This is a genomic window from Rhodoferax sp. SPJ21 (assembly GCF_058216335.1).
Map to the genome: position 1 here is coordinate 1,458,122 of NZ_JBYZMO010000001.1, position 17,776 is coordinate 1,475,897.

Sequence of the window (17,776 nt, forward strand, 5' to 3'; positions counted from 1 at the left end):
AAACCATGGCGGCTTTTTATGTGAAGAATGTGCCCGGCTGGGAGCGCGCAGCGCGCGTGCTGGCGGGCGTGGGTGCGGCGGGGTATGCGGTGTTCAGCCTGCCCGGCCCTTTGGGCTGGCTTGTAGCGGCAGCTGCCGTGGGTATCGCGATGTCGGGCCTGGTGGGCTTTTGCCCGATGTGCGCGATGTTCGGTCGGCGGCTGGGCCCGAGGGACTGACCCCCATGGCCGCCATACCGCACGAAAGCCCACTGCTGCAGGCCGCGCACGCGGGCGACCGGGACGCACTGGCGGCCTTGCTGCGCGCCTGCCACCCCGACATCCGCCGCTACGCACAGCGCCACTGCCTGATCAGCGACGTGGACGATGCGGTGCAAGAGGCGCTGTGGGTGCTGGCGCGCAAGCTCCAGGCCGTGCGCACGCTGGCGGCTTTTTCGGGCTGGCTGCTGCAGATCGTCAAGCGCGAATGCCGGCGACTGGGCCGGCTGGCGTTCCGCTACGACCCGTATGACGAAGCGGCGGTCGAGCAATGGATGGCCCGCCACTCCAGCGCCGACCTGCAGCTGGACCTGGCGTCCGCGTTGCAGTCGCTGCCCGCGACTTACCGCGAAGTGATCCTGCTGCGCGACTTCGAGGAAATGTCGATCGCCGAGATCGCCGCCCAGCTGCAGCTGACCACGGCCGCCGTCAAAAGCCGCCTGCACCGCGCCCGTGCCATGGCGCGCGAATATCTGCTGGCTTAAAGGCCCAAGAGCTCTACCGGGTTGCCCCACTCGTCCACCTCGTAGGTGGTCACGTCGAAACGGCTCAGGGTGTTCTCGCCGAAGGCCATGGTGATGGGCACGTCGCCCGCGTCGCGGCCACGGGCCATGACCACCCGGCCGATGCGCGGCGTGTTGTGGCGCGCGTCAAAGGTGTACCAGCGGTCACCCAGGTAGACCTCGAACCAGGCGCTGAAATCCATCGGGTAGCGCACCGGCGGTATGCCGATATCACCCAGGTAACCGGTGCAATAGCGCGCGGGTATGTTCATGCAGCGGCACAGGGTGATGGCCAGGTGGGTGTAGTCGCGGCACACGCCGGTGCCTTCGCGAAAGCCCTCCACCGCCGTGCGGGTGGCGCGGGCCGCCATGTAGTCGAAGCGGATGTGGTTGTGCACAAAGTCGCAAATGGCCTGCACCCGGGCCCAGCCCAGCAGCGTATGGCCAAACTGGTTCCAGGCGAACTGCAGCAGCTCACTGTCCACCTCACAGTAGCGGCTGGGCAGCAGGAATTGCAGGGTGGCGGTGGGCAGTTCGGTGGGGTCGTGCTGCCAGGCACCCAGGTTGATCTCGTCGGGCAGGCCATGGTCGCGTACCACGGCCTGGCTGGTAAAGCGCACCTGGCCCACGCCCACGGGTGCATTCACGCGGCCACAGCGGTTGCCAAAGGCGTCGTAATACTCTTCAGGCACCAGGCCCGGCCCTACCTGGATCTGCTGCGGAGCCCACAGGTCGCCGCTGCGCGAGGGGTGCACATGCAACAGGTAAATGAACGCCATGGGCGAGGTGATGGTGAGTTCGATGTCGAACCCGATCTGGATATGCATGGGGCGGCCTGGTCATAAAGAACGTGTGCACGACCTCGACCCGCTCGAACTCGCCAGCGACAAGTGTGCGCCTGCGCCCCCCTCGGCCCACAGCAGCCAGACGCCCGCTGCCGTGTGGGACATGTCCTACAGCCCCCAAGCCCCATCGGCCTCTGGCGCAGGCAATACCTGCGTCAGCAGCTATACAAACAGGAGCAAAAGAAAAGTTGACGTTAACCGCGCGGCGGTATGTTCAGGCCCTTGGCGACGGCGGGGCGGTCCACAAACGCGGCCAATACGCGCTGCACATTGGCAAAGTCAGAGAAGCCCACCAAATCGCCCGCACCATAAAACCCCACCAGACCGCGGACCCAGGGGAAGATGGCAATGTCGGCAATGGTGAACAGATCGCCCATGATCCAGTCACGGCCCTGCAGGCGCTGGTCCAGCACGGCTAGCAGGCGCTTGCTCTCGGCCAAGTAGCGGTCACGCGGGCGCTTGTCTTCATAGTCCTTGCCGGCAAACTTGTGGAAGAAGCCGACCTGGCCAAACATGGGGCCGATGCCGCCCATCTGGAACATCAGCCACTGGATGCATTCGTAGCGCCGCGCGGCGTCCTGCGGGATCAGCTGGCCGGTCTTGTCGGCCAGGTAGAGCAAGATGGCGCCCGACTCGAACAGGGCCAGCGGCTGGCCGCCCGGGCCGTTGGGGTCCAGGATGGCGGGGATCTTGTTGTTCGGGTTCAGCGAGAGGAATTCGGGCGACATCTGGTCGTTTTTCTCAAAGCTCACCAGGTGCACCTCGTAAGGCAGACCGATTTCCTCTAGCGCGATAGACGCCTTCACGCCGTTGGGCGTGGGCAGCGAATACAGCTGCAGCCGCTCGGGGTGCTGGGCGGGCCATTTGCGGGTGATGGGAAAGGCGGAAAGATCGGTCATGGACACATCCTAAAAAATAAGCCAAAAACACTCCTAGCGCAGGTAGAAACTACGCCAGAAGCTATCCATTTAATAGCAAATCAATACGGCAGCTGGAAGCCGTTGCGCCCGGCGCTGATGCGCGTGACGGTGGGCTTGTCGTTCAGCAGCTGGGCCGACAGGGACACGCTGGCGCCGGGCACCAGCAGGCTGCTGTCGCCGGGCTTGAAGCTGACCACTGGCGCGTCTTCCGGCACCACGATGTCGCGTGCGCCGTCCTTGTATTTCAGCTGCATGGTGCGGCCCTTGGGTGCGGCCACCACGTCGGCCACGGTGGCATTCGTCATGGTGCTTTGCGGCAGCATGTCGAAAGGCCGGTGGCCCTCGCCCAGGCCGCGCGCCGATTCGGGGAACACCATCACCGCGATGGCGCGCTCGCTGCCGTCGGCCTGCGGCATGGCTGCCGTGCCGATGAAGCTGCCGGGCTTGATGTCCGACATGGCCATGGGGAACACCTCGGACACCGGCGTCTTCTCGGGCATCACCAGGTCCACCACCTCGCCGCTGCGGTCTTTCACCGTCAACAGGCCAGGCGCCACGCTTTGCACCGTGCCGCGCACACGCACGGTCGGGGCTGGAGCGGCTTGCGCAAAAGCCAGGTTGGCGGCCATACACAGGGCAAAGGCCGCAGTGCGGCGTGTCATCAACAACATGGGGCGGCTCCAAAAAGGGGAAGCCGCGAAGTTTATAGACGCCTTGTGAACCTGCGAGGTACAGGGCTATTCAGCGCGCAGACGGAACTGAAAGAACGTCCAAAATCCATGCCCAAAGAGCCCACAGCGCAGGTAAATACTGCGCCAGCAGCTACGCAAAACATAGCAATCTCACTCCAGCCGCAGCCCCTGCAGCTGCTGGTGCGCCGCGTTGTCCGCGTCAAAGGGCTGCTGCTGTTTGGCTTGCAGATAGCGGTGGGTGAAGACGTCCAGATACGCCTCCAGCGTCTGCGCGGCGTGCAGCTCGCCGGCCAGCTCCAGGCACAGGCCAGCCACCTCGGAGGTGCAGAAGTGGTCGTCGCGGCGCGAGCGGCGCAGCTTGTAGCGCGAGATGCGGTCGGCCTGCAGGCTCAGCACCGGCAGCTTGTCCAGGTAGGGGCTTTTGCGGAACATCTTGCGCGCCTCGGGCCAGGTGGCGTCCAGCAGCACGAACAGAGGGCGCTTGGCCGGGGCTGTATCGTCCACCGGCAGCAGGTCCGTCACCACCCGCTCGGGCGCCACAAACTCACCGGGGAACACCAGGTAGGGCTGCCACTGCGGGTCGGCCAGCAGCGTCAGCAATGCCGGATCGACTTCGGTGCGGGCCCAGCCAAAGGCCCAGGTATCGGCCACCACATCGGCGATCAGCCAGCCGGTGTTGCTGGGCTTGAGTGGCTCGATGTCGGCCATCAGCAGGCACACCCCGGCCTGGTTCGGATGCTTGGGCACCACCGGGCGCAGCGCGCACATGCAGTGGCTGGGCGCCAGACGGCAGCCGGTGCAGCGCTCCACCTTGGAGCCGCCCCGCGCCAGAAAAGGCTTGGCGCTGCGCGCTAAGCGGGAGCTGCGCAGGCGGGAGACGGCGTGGGGCGCATGGGGCGTGGCGAGGGGCATGGAAATCGATGGAACGGCGAGCAAAGGGCCTGTATTGTGCGGCCCGTGCCGCTCTGCCATTGCAGGTGCAGCACCCAGTACCGGCCAGGGCCATCGGCTGTCATCGGCACACAGCGGCGCTAGGCCAGCGTTCGCACCCCGGGCTCGCGCTCCCATTGCCGGGTTTTGGCATGGCGGATGAACCCCGTTGTATCCGACGCAGCAACCACCGCCGCGTCAGGCTCGACCCCGGCCCTCTGGAGCAGAAACTGCCCGCCCGCATCGAAGCTGATGGCCTTCAAATGGCCGAAGGCATCGCGCACAAAGTCGACGGCCGCCGCCTCGCGGGCCAGCGCTGCGCCGCTCTCCGCCGAGAGCAGCACCGCCACCGCGTCAAACAGTACCGACGGCGTACCGGCCAGTTGCCCGTCCACCGGCACACGGCTGCCGTCCGATAGCGCCACTGTGCCCATGCGCGGCGCAACGATCTTGACGGAAGCTCCCGCCCCCAGAACGGCGGCCGAGATCGCGGCCAGGGCCTTGGCATCCGACCCGTCGTGGACCAGCACCGCCACACAGCGGCCCTCCAGGGTGCTTTTCATCTTGCCAATGATTTGCAGCGCTGGCGAAGCCGCCATGTCCAACACCGCAGCCGCCGCCTCGGGTGCCGCTGGCAAGGCCTGCATGCCCAGGCCGGTGGCCACGCGCTGGGCCAGGTCTCCATCGATGTGCAGCAGATGGCCCACCATGGCCTCGCGCACAGGCGGCGCCTGCACCTTGGACAGCTCAAACACCAGGGCCGACGCGATATGGGCTTGCTCGGGCTGCGTCTGGCTGCGAAAGAACATGCGCGCCTGGCTGTAGTGGTCGGCAAAGCTGTCGGCGCGCACCCGCCCACGCTGGCCGGCCTCGGTGGCCGCAAACGAGCGGAAGCCGCGCGGGGTCTCGCGCGGCGCATCTGCCGCCAGCGAGCTGGGTTCATAGGCTACACGGCCCGCCGGCTGTTGCATGCGCATATGGCCGTCGCGTTGCTGGTTGGCAAACGGGCATTGGGGCGCATTGATCGGCAGCTGGTGGAAGTTCGGCGACCCCAGGCGCGAAAGCTGGGTATCGAGGTAGGAAAACAGCCTCCCCTGCAGCAGCGGGTCGTTCGAAAAGTCGATGCCGGGCACCAGATGGGACGGGCAAAACGCCACCTGCTCCGTCTCCGCAAAGAAGTTGTCGGGCCAGCGGTCGAGCACCATGCGGCCAATCACCCTCAAAGGCACCAGCTCCTCGGGGATCAGCTTGGTGGCGTCCAGATGGTCGAACGGAAAGGCGGCCGCCTCTTCCTCGGTGAAGAGTTGCACCGCGAACTCCCACTCCGGGAATGCGCCGGCCTGGATGGCCTCGAACAGATCGCGGCGGTGAAAGTCCGGGTCTGCGCCCGCCAGCTTCACGGTCTCGTCCCAGATCGTCGATTGCAGGCCCAGCTTGGGCCGCCAGTGGAACTTCACGAAGGTCGATGCGCCGGCTGCATTGACCAGGCGAAAGCTGTGGATGCCAAACCCTTCAATCATGCGCAGGGAGCGCGGCAAGGTGCGGTCCGACATGATCCACATCACCATGTGCATGGACTCGGGCGTCAGAGAGATGTAGTCCCAGAAGGTGTCATGGGCCGTGGCCGATTGCGGAAAGCCCCGGTCGGGCTCCATCTTTATGGCATGGACCAGGTCCGGGAACTTGATGGCGTCCTGGATGAAGAACACCGGGATGTTGTTACCCACCAGGTCCCAGTTGCCCTCTTTGGTATAGAACTTGACCGCAAAGCCACGCGCATCGCGCGGCGTATCCGCCGAGCCGGCGCCGCCCGCCACCGTGGATATGCGGGTGAACAGCGGCGTGCGCTCGCCCACCTCGGTCAGGATCTTGGCCGTGGTGTAGTCGGCCAGCGACTGCGTCAGCTCAAAGTAGCCATGCGCCGCCGTGCCGCGCGCGTGCACCACCCGCTCGGGGATGCGCTCATGGTCGAAGTGGGTGATCTTCTCGCGGAGGATGAAGTCCTCCAGCAAGGTGGGGCCGGTGGGGTGGGCGCGCAGCGAGTTCTGGTTATCGGAAATCGGCGTGCCCTGGTTGGTGGTCAGCACCGGGTGGCTGTCGGCCACGGCCTGGTGCAGCTCACCCCCTGGGCCTTTGCGGATCGCCCCCGTGTCAGCCTTGGGCAGGGTTGCGCGCTGCTTGGTTGCGGCGCGGGGCGGTACTTTCAATTGGGTTGCCATGGTGTGGGCTCCACTATCGATGGGGGTGAAAGAGCTCGCCACGGCTTGATGCCCTCCCAATATGCGAAAGGAATGCTTAGGCAAGGCTGGGTTCAGGGGAATCTGTCGCGTCACGAACTACGAAGGCGCTGGGAGGCCGGTCGGCAATCGACCCAGCCCCTCTCGCTATTGCATGGTGCGCCGCCCTGGCCGCCAGCCTTGCGGGCGCAATGGCCCCATCCGGGTAGGACAAGCACTGTTAATACATGTACGCGCCCCGCGCCGCCCCCAAAGTAGTGCCGCCAGGCGCAAAGCGCATGGTCCTACGCGGGTTCAGCCTGCGCACCGCTGGCCGCCGCAAGCCGAACGGCGGATAACCATTCTTCAGACCCGCCCACACTTTGTTGGCTGGCTGTACCTGAAGGAGATTCAAGATGATTGGTAGCCACGTTATTTCTTCGGACAAGGTTGAAGGCAGTGCGGTCTACAACGGCAATGGCGACAAGCTCGGCTCCATCGACAACCTGATGATCGACCGGCAATCCGGGACGGTGCGTTACGCAGTGCTGGAGTTCGGCGGCTTTCTGGGCATGGGCACAGACCGGTTCCCGCTGCCTTGGAGCATGCTCAAGTACGACACCCAGCGCGAGGGCTATGTTGTGCCAGTGGACAAATCGCAGCTCGAAGGTGCCCCGCGTTACGCCTCCGGCGAAATCCCGGACTATTCGGACGCATATGGGCGCACGGTGTACAACCACTACGGCGTGGACTGGATGTAGCCGCCCACAGCGCTACAGCACATTCGCCACCAGGCCAGATTTATAGAAAATCAGCCTTCAGCGCAGGTAAAACCTGCGCCAGCAGCTACCAAAACACTAGCAAATCACACAGCCGGTCGGTGCATCGCGCAGATCTTGTTGCCGTCCGGGTCGCGCAGGTAGGCCAGGTACAGCGGGCCCGCCGCGCCCTGGCGCCAGCCGGGTGGGTCTTCGCAGCTGCTGCCGCCATGTGCCACGCCGGCGGCATGAAAGGCATCGGCCTGTTCGGGCGAGGCCATGCTGAAGCCGATGGTGCTGCCATTGCCATGCGTGGCGGGCTCGCCGTTGATGGGCAAGGTAATGCCGAACAGGCCGGTGGGGCTGCGGTAAAAGTAGCGGCCTTTGTGCAGATAGGCCGGACCAATGCCCAGCGCCCCCAGCACCGCGTCGTAAAAGGTCTTGGAAGCCTCCAGGTCCCGCACACCCACCATCACATGGCTAAACATCGCTCATTCCTTTCAACAGAATTTCACTACCAGTGCCAGCCTGCGGCACCCTTATTTGTAGACCACGCTGTCGTCCACGCTGTACAGCACGCAAGCCTGCTGGGCCCGCTCCTCGCAGCGCTTCAGGGCTTGCGCATTCACATCGTCCGCGCCGCCCCCTACCCAGGCCCAGTGCTTGCGGGTGGGCGCCACCGCAAACGCGCGCGGCAGCGACGACTGCAGGTAGCGCTGGTATTGCTCCAGGCCCGCTGGCGCATCCAGGGGCAGCTTTTGCGTGTCGTCCAGTGCGGCATAGCCGCTGGCGGGGAACTGACGCGCGCGCTGCTTATCAGGCAGGGTGTCTTGATCGGGGCTGGCGATGCGGCGCTCGTCGGTGATCACGCCGCGCTCCAGCGCATTGGTGCCCAGTGCCTCGCAGCTGGTGACCTTTTGCGCCTGCAGCCCATCGCAAAAAAAGACGCTGTGGCCCAGTGCGGCGGCTACGTCGGGGTGGAAGAAGTTGGCCGCACCCTTGTTCTTGGGAATGGCAATCCAGCGCCGCACCAGGTCAGGGTCGGCCTTGCCGTCCGAGTGACTCAATATCCAGTTGTATAGGCCGCCTTGGCTGACCGACTGCGGGTCCAGGTTGCCCTGGGCGTTGTAGTGCCCGTGGAAGCCCACATAGGTGCGGTCGGCCGGGTAGTCGTTGGTAAACACGCGCTGCTTACCGCCCAAGAACATGCGCGAACACGAGGAAATGCAGTAGCCCGACACGGCCGTGGTCACACCTGCATCGCGCAACAAATCACCCACCCGGTAGCCCGTCCACGCGTCGCCGCCATGCGAGTTGCGCAGCACCACCAGGTCAATCTTGGGGTTGGCCGCAAAAGCGTCCTTCACCATGGCCAGCTCCCCGCCCGTGACCGGGCCCGACAAGATGATGGTGTTTCCATGGCTTGCCAGCGCCATCGCCCCAGCGCTGCCGCACGCAAATGCCGCCGCGCCCGCTGCCAGCGCGGATAGCAGCCTGGTGGCCAGCTGGCGCAACGTGTTTTTTGTATTGGCAAACACCATGGTGGGATCCTTTTTTGTCATGCAGAAATACAAGCGAATGATGTTAGCGGCATACCGGCGAATCCCCCCACGCCAGCCTCGGCCACACGTTCTGACCACAATACCGCGCTTAGAACGCGTTCTTACCCTCTCAACAACAAGGAGCAAAGATGGGAACCCTCGTCAACTACGCACGCCCCGACGGCAAAACCGTGCAGGGCTATCTGGCCGAGCCGGCCGCCAGCAATGCCCCGGCTATCGTCGTTATCCAGGAATGGTGGGGACTGAACGACCAGATCAAGGGCGTGGCCGACCGCCTGGCCTCGGCCGGCTTCCAGGCCCTGGTGCCCGACCTGTACCGTGGCAAAGCCACCGTGGAGCAGGAGGAAGCCCACCACCTGATGACCGGCCTGGACTTCGGCGACGCCGCCAGCCAGGACATCCGCGGTGCGCTGCAGTTCATGAAGGCCCGCGCCCCCAAGCTGGGCCTGACCGGCTTCTGCATGGGCGGCGCCCTCACCTTGCTGGCCGCCCAGGCGCCTGAGCTGGACGCCGCCGTCGTCTGGTACGGCTGCCCACCGCTGGAATACATCGACGCCAGCAAAATCAAGATCCCCCTGCAAGGCCACTGGGCCACGCAAGACGAGTTCTTCAAGATCGACACCGTGGCCGCGCTGGAAGACAAGCTCAAGGCCGCAGACGTCAGCTTCGAGTTCCACCGCTACCTGGCCCACCACGCCTTCGCCAACGAAGAAGCCATCGGCCCCGGCCGCATTGCGGCCACGCAGTACGACCCCGTGTGGGCCCAGCAGGCCTGGGACCGGGCACTGCACTTCTTTGGTAAGCACTTGGGCTGAGCTTGCGCATACGGCCATGGCTCTGAAATAGGGCTGAAAAGGGACTTCATCGCCTTCTTCAGGGCCATTGCCGCAGAAAATGCACAGCTTCTTCCAAAAGGACTCTTCTTGTCAGACTCCATCGTCATCCAGCAACCTGCCCTGCAGGCCCAGCAACTCATGGTGTTACACCACGGCGAGGGCAGCAGTGCGCGGCACATGGAACCCCTGGGGCGGCGCCTGGCCACGCATTTCCCCCATGCCTTCATCGTCAGCGTGCAGGCGCCGTACCGCTACGACGGGGCTGAGCCCCAGCCTGCGGACGCAGAAGCGGGCGGCCAGTGGTACCCGACGCAGGACATCGATGACGACCAGCGCACCGCACGCGTGGCACAGGCCGTGCCCGCCTTTGTGCACAACTTGCGCTACTGGCAAGCCCAGAGTGGCGTAGAGCCCGCCGCCACCGCCATCTTTGGCTTTGCACAAGGTGCCACCATGGCGCTGGAGGCCGCACAGGTCGAACCCGCGTTGGCTGCCCGCATCATCGTGCTATCCGGCCGCTATGCGCAGCTACCCCTCAGCGCGCCCGAGAAAACCACGCTGCATTTCATCCACGGCAAGGCGGACCCCGTCATCCACTATGGCCACTGCGTAGCCGCCGCAGAGCGCCTGGTGGGACTGGGCGGCGACCTTACGGCAGACGTCATCCCCTTCCTGGCACATGCAGTGAGCGACGAAGTCATGGATATGGTGCTCGAACGCCTGACAGGCCATATTCCCAAACACCAATGGGAAGAAGTGCAGAAGGCGGCGGCACAGCAACAGGGCATCTAGCCTGGCGCACCCACCGAACCAACACACTGGCCTTCAAGGCAGAACTGGTTGCCGCCGGCCTGGAACCTGGGCTCTCCATCGCGGCCTTGGCCAGCAGCTATGGCATGAACGCCAATGTGCTGCACCGCAGGCTCAAGGACCATGCACGCACAGGCTGCCGCCAGCCCGTCGCGCCGCAGCTGCTCAGCACGATTGACACGACTGACACGTCACCCTCTGTGCCAGAGTTCATTGCCCTGCGCCTACCCGGCATCACACCCGAGGCCATTGCGACCGAGTTTAAGGTCGATCTGCGCAAGGGGGCGCTGTCCGCGACCGTCACCTGGCCGATACATGCAGCGGCCGATTTCGCCCGCTTTGCACAGTGGGCTGTGGCGGTGCTCAACTGATTCGCATCAATGCTGTGTGGCTGGCCATCACGCCCATGGACATGCGCGCGGGCAACGAGACGACTCTGGCGGGCGTGGTGGTGGCATCAGGTGCGGCACACCCGCATACAGCCTACCTGTTTGGCAACAAGCCCGGCACACGTTTGAAGGTGTTGGTGCACGACGGTATGGGCATCTGGCTGGCCGTACACCGGCGGCACCAAGGCCGCTTCCATTGGCTCTCACCAGGCGGCACGGTGCAGCAATGTCTTCAACGCGACCAACTCGATGCGCTTACGCTGACCCAGCGCGCAAACTCGGCCGCTGCGTGGATGGGCCAGGTGACAGCCATGGACAGCGTGCTCTTGCGGAGTTCCACCTTGATCTCAGGCGGCACAGGTTCGGGCATTGCAGCGGGCCGTCGCAACGGGATGAATGCTGGAGCCGCAGGCGCAGGCTCAACCGCACAGTCCGCGTGTATCTCGAGAGATTGGTGGCAGCCAGTGCGCGCGTGCTCCTTGAGCCAGCGATGCAGCACGTTGGCGTTCATGCCATGGCGGCCGGCCAATGCAGCGATGGACGTCCCGGGTTGCAGGCAGGCAGCGATCAGCTCCGCCTTGAAGGCTGGTGTCTAGGTTCGATGGGTGCGCCCGGCCGTGTCTCTCGCAGTGTCTGAGTCTTTGAGCATCGTGTGCGCGATGGTTACGTGCACACGTTGTGCGAGAGGGGTAGGGTCAAATCAAGATGGGTTCACCGCGTGCTTACGGCTCGCTTCGGGCCGGCCAACGCGGTGCCGCTCTGATAAGCCTGATTCAAAGTGCTCGGGTCAATGGGCATGACTCGTACGCATATCTTAAAGATGTGCTGATGCGCCTGCCAACCCAGCGGGCCAGCTTGATACATGAGCTGCTGCCGCATCGCTGGCAGCCGCAGACTTAGCCTGTGACCGCAATATATGGTCAAGAAGAGTTTGCCGCGCGCTTACTTTGGAGAAAGCAAAAGCCTAGTTCAAGCTCGTGTGCATGGCGCTGAATCTGCCTAGGATAGGGGCCTTGCAGGCCGGGTGAGGTCGGAAATGGACTGGAAAGTGCCCACACAGACTTCTACGCGTGGTTTAGTAACTTCAAACGTGCCGTAAAGACCCGCTGTGAGGCACGAGCCAACCACAAACTACCTCGCTACCCGCCGAAGGGAGGGCGATTGGCGTTTGCTTAGAATCTTCTGCTGCCCATACTCCTAGCGACCTACCGCAACACTTCACCAAGGTATGTTTGCCGCAAACGTTTCCGTTTTCTTTAGTGCTTGCTTGTGAGCACTAAAGAAAACGCCCAGTCAGCTGACTGGGCGTTTCTTGCTGTAATAGCCTGACGATGACCTACTTTCACACGGGAACCCGCACTATCATCGGCGCAGAGGCGTTTCACTGTCCTGTTCGGGATGGGAAGGAGTGGTACCACCTCGCTATGGTCATCAGGCATAACTTGTTGCCACCCTGACATCAGTCAGGGCAACGAATTCATAGAGATTTAATCAGCTCCGGCATCGCACCGGATATGTTTTTGAAAGCGTCACTTGGCATAACTATTCCCTGATACCACTTGCATGGATCAAAGTTATAGGGTCAAGCCGCACGAGCAATTAGTATCAGTTAGCTTAACGCATTACTGCGCTTCCACACCTGACCTATCAACGTCCTGGTCTTGAACGACTCTTTAGGGGGCTCAAGGCCCCGGCAGATCTCATCTTGAAACGAGTTTCCCGCTTAGATGCTTTCAGCGGTTATCTCTTCCACACTTAGCTACTCGGCAATGCCACTGGCGTGACAACCGATACACCAGAGGTGTGTCCACTCCGGTCCTCTCGTACTAGGAGCAGGCTTCCTCAAATCTGCAGCGCCCACGGAAGATAGGGACCAAACTGTCTCACGACGTTTTAAACCCAGCTCACGTACCTCTTTAAATGGCGAACAGCCATACCCTTGGGACCGGCTACAGCCCCAGGATGAGATGAGCCGACATCGAGGTGCCAAACACCGCCGTCGATATGAACTCTTGGGCGGTATCAGCCTGTTATCCCCAGAGTACCTTTTATCCGTTGAGCGATGGCCCTTCCATACAGAACCACCGGATCACTATGTCCTGCTTTCGCATCTGCTCGACTTGTCAGTCTCGCAGTTAAGCACGCTTATGCCATTGCACTATCATCACGATGTCCGACCGTAACTAGCGTACCTTCGAACTCCTCCGTTACGCTTTGGGAGGAGACCGCCCCAGTCAAACTGCCTACCATGCACTGTCCCCGATCCAGATAATGGACCTAGGTTAGAACCTCAAACACACCAGGGTGGTATTTCAACGTTGGCTCCATGCGATCTAGCGACCGCACTTCAAAGCCTCCCACCTATCCTACACAGATCTGTTCAAAGTCCAATACAAAGCTACAGTAAAGGTTCATGGGGTCTTTCCGTCTTTCCGCGGGGAGATTGCATCATCACAAACATTTCAACTTCGCTGAGTCTCAGGAGGAGACAGTGTGGCCATCGTTACGCCATTCGTGCAGGTCGGAACTTACCCGACAAGGAATTTCGCTACCTTAGGACCGTTATAGTTACGGCCGCCGTTTACTGGGACTTCAATCAAGAGCTTGCACCCCATCATTTAATCTTCCAGCACCGGGCAGGCGTCACACCCTATACGTCCACTTTCGTGTTTGCAGAGTGCTGTGTTTTTAATAAACAGTCGCAGCCACCGATTTTTTGCAACCCCATTGGGCTCCATCCGCGAGGGACTTCACCTACTAAAGGCACACCTTCTTCCGAAGTTACGGTGTCAATTTGCCGAGTTCCTTCTCCTGAGTTCTCTCAAGCGCCTTAGAATACTCATCTCGCGCACCAGTGTCGGTTTGCGGTACGGTCGTGTGTAGCTGAAGCTTAGTGGCTTTTCCTGGAAGCAGGGTATCACTCACTTCGACTGCAAGCAGCCTCGTTATCACCCCTCATCTAAGCCCGGCGGATTTACCTACCAGGCACGACTACAGGCTTGAACCAACATATCCAACAGTTGGCTGAGCTAACCTTCTCCGTCCCCACATCGCACTACACATCGGTACAGGAATATTGACCTGTTTCCCATCAACTACGCATCTCTGCCTCGCCTTAGGGGCCGACTCACTCTACGCCGATGAACGTTGCGTAGAAAACCTTGCGCTTACGGCGAGGGGGCTTTTCACCCCCTTTAACGCTACTCATGTCAGCATTCGCACTTCTGATACCTCCAGCAGGGTTTACACCGCCACCTTCACAGGCCTACAGAACGCTCTCCTACCACTTGCAATAAATTGCAAATCCGCAGCTTCGGTAACTGGCTTAGCCCCGTTACATCTTCCGCGCAGGACGACTCGATCAGTGAGCTATTACGCTTTCTTTAAATGATGGCTGCTTCTAAGCCAACATCCTGACTGTTTTAGCCTTCCCACTTCGTTTCCCACTTAGCCAATTTTAGGGACCTTAGCTGGCGGTCTGGGTTGTTTCCCTCTTGAGTCCGGACGTTAGCACCCGGTGCTCTGTCTCCCAAGCTGTACTCGTCGGTATTCGGAGTTTGCATTGGTTTGGTAAGTCGCCATGACCCCCTAGCCAAAACAGTGCTCTACCCCCGACGGTAATACTTGAGGCACTACCTAAATAGTTTTCGGAGAGAACCAGCTATTTCCAAGTTTGTTTAGCCTTTCACCCCTATCCACAGCTCATCCGCTAGTTTTGCAACACTAGTCGGTTCGGACCTCCAGTGCGTGTTACCGCACCTTCATCCTGGCCATGGATAGATCACTTGGTTTCGGGTCTACACCCAGCGACTGAATCGCCCTATTCGGACTCGGTTTCCCTACGCCTTCCCTATTCGGTTAAGCTTGCCACTGAATGTAAGTCGCTGACCCATTATACAAAAGGTACGCAGTCACCCCTTACGAGGCTCCTACTTTTTGTAAGCATGCGGTTTCAGGATCTATTTCACTCCCCTCCCGGGGTTCTTTTCGCCTTTCCCTCACGGTACTAGTTCACTATCGGTCAATGATGAGTATTTAGCCTTGGAGGATGGTCCCCCCATATTCAGACAGGATTTCTCGTGTCCCGCCCTACTTGTCGTTAACTTAGTACCACGCGTCTGTTTTCACGTACGGGGCTATCACCCGCTATGGCTAGCCTTTCCAAGCTATTCCGTTAACAGTCGCGCTATCACTAACAGGCTTTTCCGATTTCGCTCGCCACTACTTTCGGAATCTCGGTTGATGTCTTTTCCTCGAGCTACTGAGATGTTTCAGTTCACCCGGTTCGCCTCGCATGACTATGTATTCATCATGCGATACCCCTAAGGGTGGGTTTCCCCATTCAGAAATCTCCGGATCAAAGCTAATTTGCCAGCTCCCCGAAGCTTATCGCAGGCTATCACGTCTTTCGTCGCCTATCATTGCCAAGGCATCCACCACATGCTCTTATTCACTTGACCCTATAACTTTGACGTCTCTTTTCAGAAACACCGCCGTTGTCTTCAAGGAATGTTTGACTGGTCTTTCACCAATCGCGTTATGCCGTAAACAACTACAGCTCTTTCGAGCTTTCATCGTTAATTTTGAATTTCAAACCAAAGTCTGAATATTCGTTTTGACGCAATCAAAAAATTGTCGCTAGCGGCACGGTCTGCACTAAACCTTTACGAATGTGCAGTTTCCGCTAGCAACGCTGATTAAACTCTATGAATTTTTAATGAACAGCCGATTAACCTTACGGTCAATTTATATCGATCAATAGATATTGATCAACAACAAAGTAGCCTCGTTAAAAGCTACTTTGGTGTTGAATAGATAAGCACCAAATTATTGGTGGAGGTGACAGGACTCGAACCCGCTACCTACTGCTTGCAAAGCAGCCGCTCTCCCAGCTGAGCTACACCCCCACAAAAACGGCAGTGTTGTTGAATGGATGGTGGGTCTGGTTGGTTTCGAACCAACGACCCCCGCCTTATCAAGACGGTGCTCTAACCAACTGAGCTACAGACCCAAGCCGGTCGCTCTGAGATTCATTTCAAACTAAATACTAGACTCAGTTTAAAAATTGTCCTAGCGACAACCTTCCAACAACCGATAAGTGTGGGCATTCAAATTTGATTGCAGTTTCCAGAAAGGAGGTGATCCAGCCGCACCTTCCGATACGGCTACCTTGTTACGACTTCACCCCAGTCACGAACCCTGCCGTGGTAATCGCCCTCCTTACGGTTAGGCTAACTACTTCTGGCAGAACCCGCTCCCATGGTGTGACGGGCGGTGTGTACAAGACCCGGGAACGTATTCACCGTGACATTCTGATCCACGATTACTAGCGATTCCGACTTCACGCAGTCGAGTTGCAGACTGCGATCCGGACTACGACTGGTTTTATGGGATTAGCTCCCCCTCGCGGGTTGGCAACCCTTTGTACCAGCCATTGTATGACGTGTGTAGCCCCACCTATAAGGGCCATGAGGACTTGACGTCATCCCCACCTTCCTCCGGTTTGTCACCGGCAGTCTCACTAGAGTGCCCAACTAAATGTAGCAACTAATGACAAGGGTTGCGCTCGTTGCGGGACTTAACCCAACATCTCACGACACGAGCTGACGACAGCCATGCAGCACCTGTGTTACGGCTCTCTTTCGAGCACGAAGCTATCTCTAGCGACTTCCGTACATGTCAAAGGTGGGTAAGGTTTTTCGCGTTGCATCGAATTAAACCACATCATCCACCGCTTGTGCGGGTCCCCGTCAATTCCTTTGAGTTTCAACCTTGCGGCCGTACTCCCCAGGCGGTCAACTTCACGCGTTAGCTTCGTTACTGAGTCAGTGAAGACCCAACAACCAGTTGACATCGTTTAGGGCGTGGACTACCAGGGTATCTAATCCTGTTTGCTCCCCACGCTTTCGTGCATGAGCGTCAGTACAGGTCCAGGGGATTGCCTTCGCCATCGGTGTTCCTCCGCATATCTACGCATTTCACTGCTACACGCGGAATTCCATCCCCCTCTACCGTACTCTAGCTATGCAGTCACAAATGCAGGTCCCAGGTTGAGCCCGGGGATTTCACATCTGTCTTACATAACCGCCTGCGCACGCTTTACGCCCAGTAATTCCGATTAACGCTCGCACCCTACGTATTACCGCGGCTGCTGGCACGTAGTTAGCCGGTGCTTATTCTTACGGTACCGTCATTAGCCCACCGTATTAGGGCAGACCGTTTCGTTCCGTACAAAAGCAGTTTACAACCCGAAGGCCTTCATCCTGCACGCGGCATTGCTGGATCAGGCTTGCGCCCATTGTCCAAAATTCCCCACTGCTGCCTCCCGTAGGAGTCTGGACCGTGTCTCAGTTCCAGTGTGGCTGGTCGTCCTCTCAGACCAGCTACAGATCGTCGCCTTGGTGGGCCTTTACCCCACCAACTAGCTAATCTGATATCGGCCGCTCCAATCGCGCGAGGCCCGAAGGTCCCCCGCTTTCATCCAGAGATCGTATGCGGTATTAGCACAGCTTTCGCTGCGTTATCCCCCACGACTGGGCACGTTCCGATATATTACTCACCCGTTCGCCACTCGTCAGCTTAACCTGTTACCGTTCGACTTGCATGTGTAAGGCATGCCGCCAGCGTTCAATCTGAGCCAGGATCAAACTCTATAGTTCGATCTTGAATTTTTTGCCTCTGACTTTTACCACCAGAGGCCACTCATAAATTGGAATTAACGCAAACTTCATTTCTGATGTTCACATCTTCTTTTACTTCATGAGCGTTTGTAGTGCTACGCACTAGTTCCGAAGAACTTGGCAATCGCATTCAAACGCCCACGCTTATCGGCTGTATATTTTTAAGGATCAGCTCAGCGCCTTTTACTTCGCTTTGCTTGACTCGCTGTGATCAGCGAAGCCTTGTATTCTAGCATGCTTTTTAAAGCACATTCGAAAAACGTTTCCGTTTTCTTTAGTGCTTGCTTGTGAGCACTAAAGAAAACGCCCAGTCAGCTGACTGGGCGTTTCTTGCTGTAATAGCCTGACGATGACCTACTTTCACACGGGAACCCGCAC

At 59.8% G+C, this 17,776-nt stretch carries 14 protein-coding genes, 2 tRNA genes, 3 rRNA genes and 3 pseudogenes; 8 read left to right on the forward strand and 14 right to left on the reverse strand.

Features of this window, described 5'->3' with window-relative positions; translation table 11 throughout:
• Positions 1–5: 5 nt before the first annotated feature.
• The gene (locus AC4BBN_RS06630) at positions 6–218 is read left to right on the forward strand and encodes a YgaP family membrane protein (protein ID WP_490591157.1); all 213 of its coding nucleotides are present in this window, start codon (positions 6–8) and stop codon (positions 216–218) included.
• Positions 219–223: 5 nt separating this feature from the next.
• Positions 224–742, forward strand: a complete 519-nt coding sequence (locus AC4BBN_RS06635; protein ID WP_490591158.1) for an RNA polymerase sigma factor — start codon at positions 224–226, stop codon at positions 740–742.
• Here the strand turns inward: AC4BBN_RS06635 and AC4BBN_RS06640 are convergent.
• From AC4BBN_RS06640 to AC4BBN_RS06660, 5 genes are all read right to left on the reverse strand, one after another.
• Complete coding sequence (locus AC4BBN_RS06640; RefSeq protein WP_490591159.1) at positions 739–1,587, reverse strand: transglutaminase-like domain-containing protein; 849 nt, start codon at positions 1,585–1,587, stop codon at positions 739–741. The genes AC4BBN_RS06635 and AC4BBN_RS06640 overlap by 4 nt on opposite strands.
• A gap of 212 nt (positions 1,588–1,799) precedes the next feature.
• Positions 1,800–2,504, reverse strand: coding sequence for a glutathione S-transferase N-terminal domain-containing protein (locus AC4BBN_RS06645; protein WP_490591160.1), 705 nt, complete (start codon positions 2,502–2,504; stop codon positions 1,800–1,802).
• An 80-nt stretch (positions 2,505–2,584) separates the two neighbouring features.
• Positions 2,585–3,196: a hypothetical protein gene (locus AC4BBN_RS06650; protein ID WP_490591161.1), complete on the reverse strand. Its 612-nt coding sequence runs from the start codon at positions 3,194–3,196 to the stop codon at positions 2,585–2,587.
• A 171-nt stretch (positions 3,197–3,367) separates the two neighbouring features.
• The gene (locus tag AC4BBN_RS06655) at positions 3,368–4,129 is read right to left on the reverse strand and encodes a tRNA-uridine aminocarboxypropyltransferase (RefSeq protein ID WP_490591162.1); all 762 of its coding nucleotides are present in this window, start codon (positions 4,127–4,129) and stop codon (positions 3,368–3,370) included.
• A 119-nt stretch (positions 4,130–4,248) separates the two neighbouring features.
• Complete coding sequence (locus AC4BBN_RS06660) at positions 4,249–6,366, reverse strand: catalase (protein WP_490591163.1); 2,118 nt, start codon at positions 6,364–6,366, stop codon at positions 4,249–4,251.
• 413 nt (positions 6,367–6,779) lie between these two features.
• Here AC4BBN_RS06660 and AC4BBN_RS06665 point away from each other — a divergent pair, with 413 nt between their 5' ends.
• On the forward strand, positions 6,780–7,124 hold the full coding sequence (locus AC4BBN_RS06665) for a PRC-barrel domain-containing protein (RefSeq protein WP_490591164.1): 345 nt from the start codon (positions 6,780–6,782) through the stop codon (positions 7,122–7,124).
• 104 nt (positions 7,125–7,228) lie between these two features.
• Here AC4BBN_RS06665 and AC4BBN_RS06670 read toward each other — a convergent pair whose 3' ends face one another.
• Both AC4BBN_RS06670 and AC4BBN_RS06675 read right to left on the reverse strand, forming a co-directional pair.
• The gene (locus AC4BBN_RS06670; RefSeq protein WP_490591165.1) at positions 7,229–7,609 is read right to left on the reverse strand and encodes a VOC family protein; all 381 of its coding nucleotides are present in this window, start codon (positions 7,607–7,609) and stop codon (positions 7,229–7,231) included.
• Between the two features lie 51 nt (positions 7,610–7,660).
• The gene (locus AC4BBN_RS06675) at positions 7,661–8,662 is read right to left on the reverse strand and encodes a hypothetical protein (RefSeq protein ID WP_490591166.1); all 1,002 of its coding nucleotides are present in this window, start codon (positions 8,660–8,662) and stop codon (positions 7,661–7,663) included.
• A gap of 149 nt (positions 8,663–8,811) precedes the next feature.
• On the opposite strand from AC4BBN_RS06675, the gene AC4BBN_RS06680 reads away from it, so the two are divergent.
• The 4 genes and pseudogenes from AC4BBN_RS06680 to tnpB form a co-directional block, all read left to right on the forward strand.
• A complete protein-coding gene (locus tag AC4BBN_RS06680; RefSeq protein WP_490591167.1) occupies positions 8,812–9,498 on the forward strand; it encodes a dienelactone hydrolase family protein in 687 nt (228 codons plus the stop codon).
• A gap of 108 nt (positions 9,499–9,606) precedes the next feature.
• Positions 9,607–10,311, forward strand: a complete 705-nt coding sequence (gene ypfH / locus AC4BBN_RS06685) for an esterase (RefSeq protein ID WP_490591168.1) — start codon at positions 9,607–9,609, stop codon at positions 10,309–10,311.
• A complete protein-coding gene (locus tag AC4BBN_RS06690; protein ID WP_490591169.1) occupies positions 10,266–10,700 on the forward strand; it encodes a transposase in 435 nt (144 codons plus the stop codon). The genes ypfH and AC4BBN_RS06690 overlap by 46 nt, the downstream gene beginning before the upstream one ends.
• 41 nt (positions 10,701–10,741) lie before the next feature.
• Positions 10,742–10,918, forward strand: a pseudogene (gene tnpB / locus AC4BBN_RS06695) (IS66 family insertion sequence element accessory protein TnpB); the annotation flags it as partial.
• A gap of 32 nt (positions 10,919–10,950) precedes the next feature.
• On the opposite strand, the gene AC4BBN_RS06700 reads toward tnpB, so the two are convergent.
• Together AC4BBN_RS06700 and AC4BBN_RS06705 are read right to left on the reverse strand one after the other, a co-directional pair.
• Positions 10,951–11,088, reverse strand: coding sequence for a hypothetical protein (locus AC4BBN_RS06700; RefSeq protein ID WP_490591411.1), 138 nt, complete (start codon positions 11,086–11,088; stop codon positions 10,951–10,953).
• 111 nt (positions 11,089–11,199) lie between these two features.
• A pseudogene (locus AC4BBN_RS06705) lies at positions 11,200–11,298 on the reverse strand (transposase); the annotation flags it as partial.
• A gap of 146 nt (positions 11,299–11,444) precedes the next feature.
• On the opposite strand from AC4BBN_RS06705, the pseudogene AC4BBN_RS06710 reads away from it, so the two are divergent.
• Positions 11,445–11,618: pseudogene (locus AC4BBN_RS06710) on the forward strand (transposase domain-containing protein); the annotation flags it as partial.
• 423 nt (positions 11,619–12,041) lie between these two features.
• On the opposite strand, the gene rrf reads toward AC4BBN_RS06710, so the two are convergent.
• The 5 genes from rrf to AC4BBN_RS06735 form a co-directional block, all read right to left on the reverse strand.
• Positions 12,042–12,154: ribosomal RNA gene (rrf, locus tag AC4BBN_RS06715) — 5S ribosomal RNA — on the reverse strand.
• 142 nt (positions 12,155–12,296) lie between these two features.
• Positions 12,297–15,178: ribosomal RNA gene (locus tag AC4BBN_RS06720) — 23S ribosomal RNA — on the reverse strand.
• 371 nt (positions 15,179–15,549) lie between these two features.
• A tRNA-Ala gene (locus AC4BBN_RS06725) sits at positions 15,550–15,625 on the reverse strand.
• Between the two features lie 27 nt (positions 15,626–15,652).
• Positions 15,653–15,729 (reverse strand) — tRNA-Ile (locus AC4BBN_RS06730).
• 120 nt (positions 15,730–15,849) lie between these two features.
• Positions 15,850–17,377: ribosomal RNA gene (locus AC4BBN_RS06735) — 16S ribosomal RNA — on the reverse strand.
• Together the 16S, 23S and 5S rRNA genes with 2 tRNA genes alongside form the textbook arrangement of a ribosomal RNA operon.
• Positions 17,378–17,776: the final 399 nt, after the last annotated feature.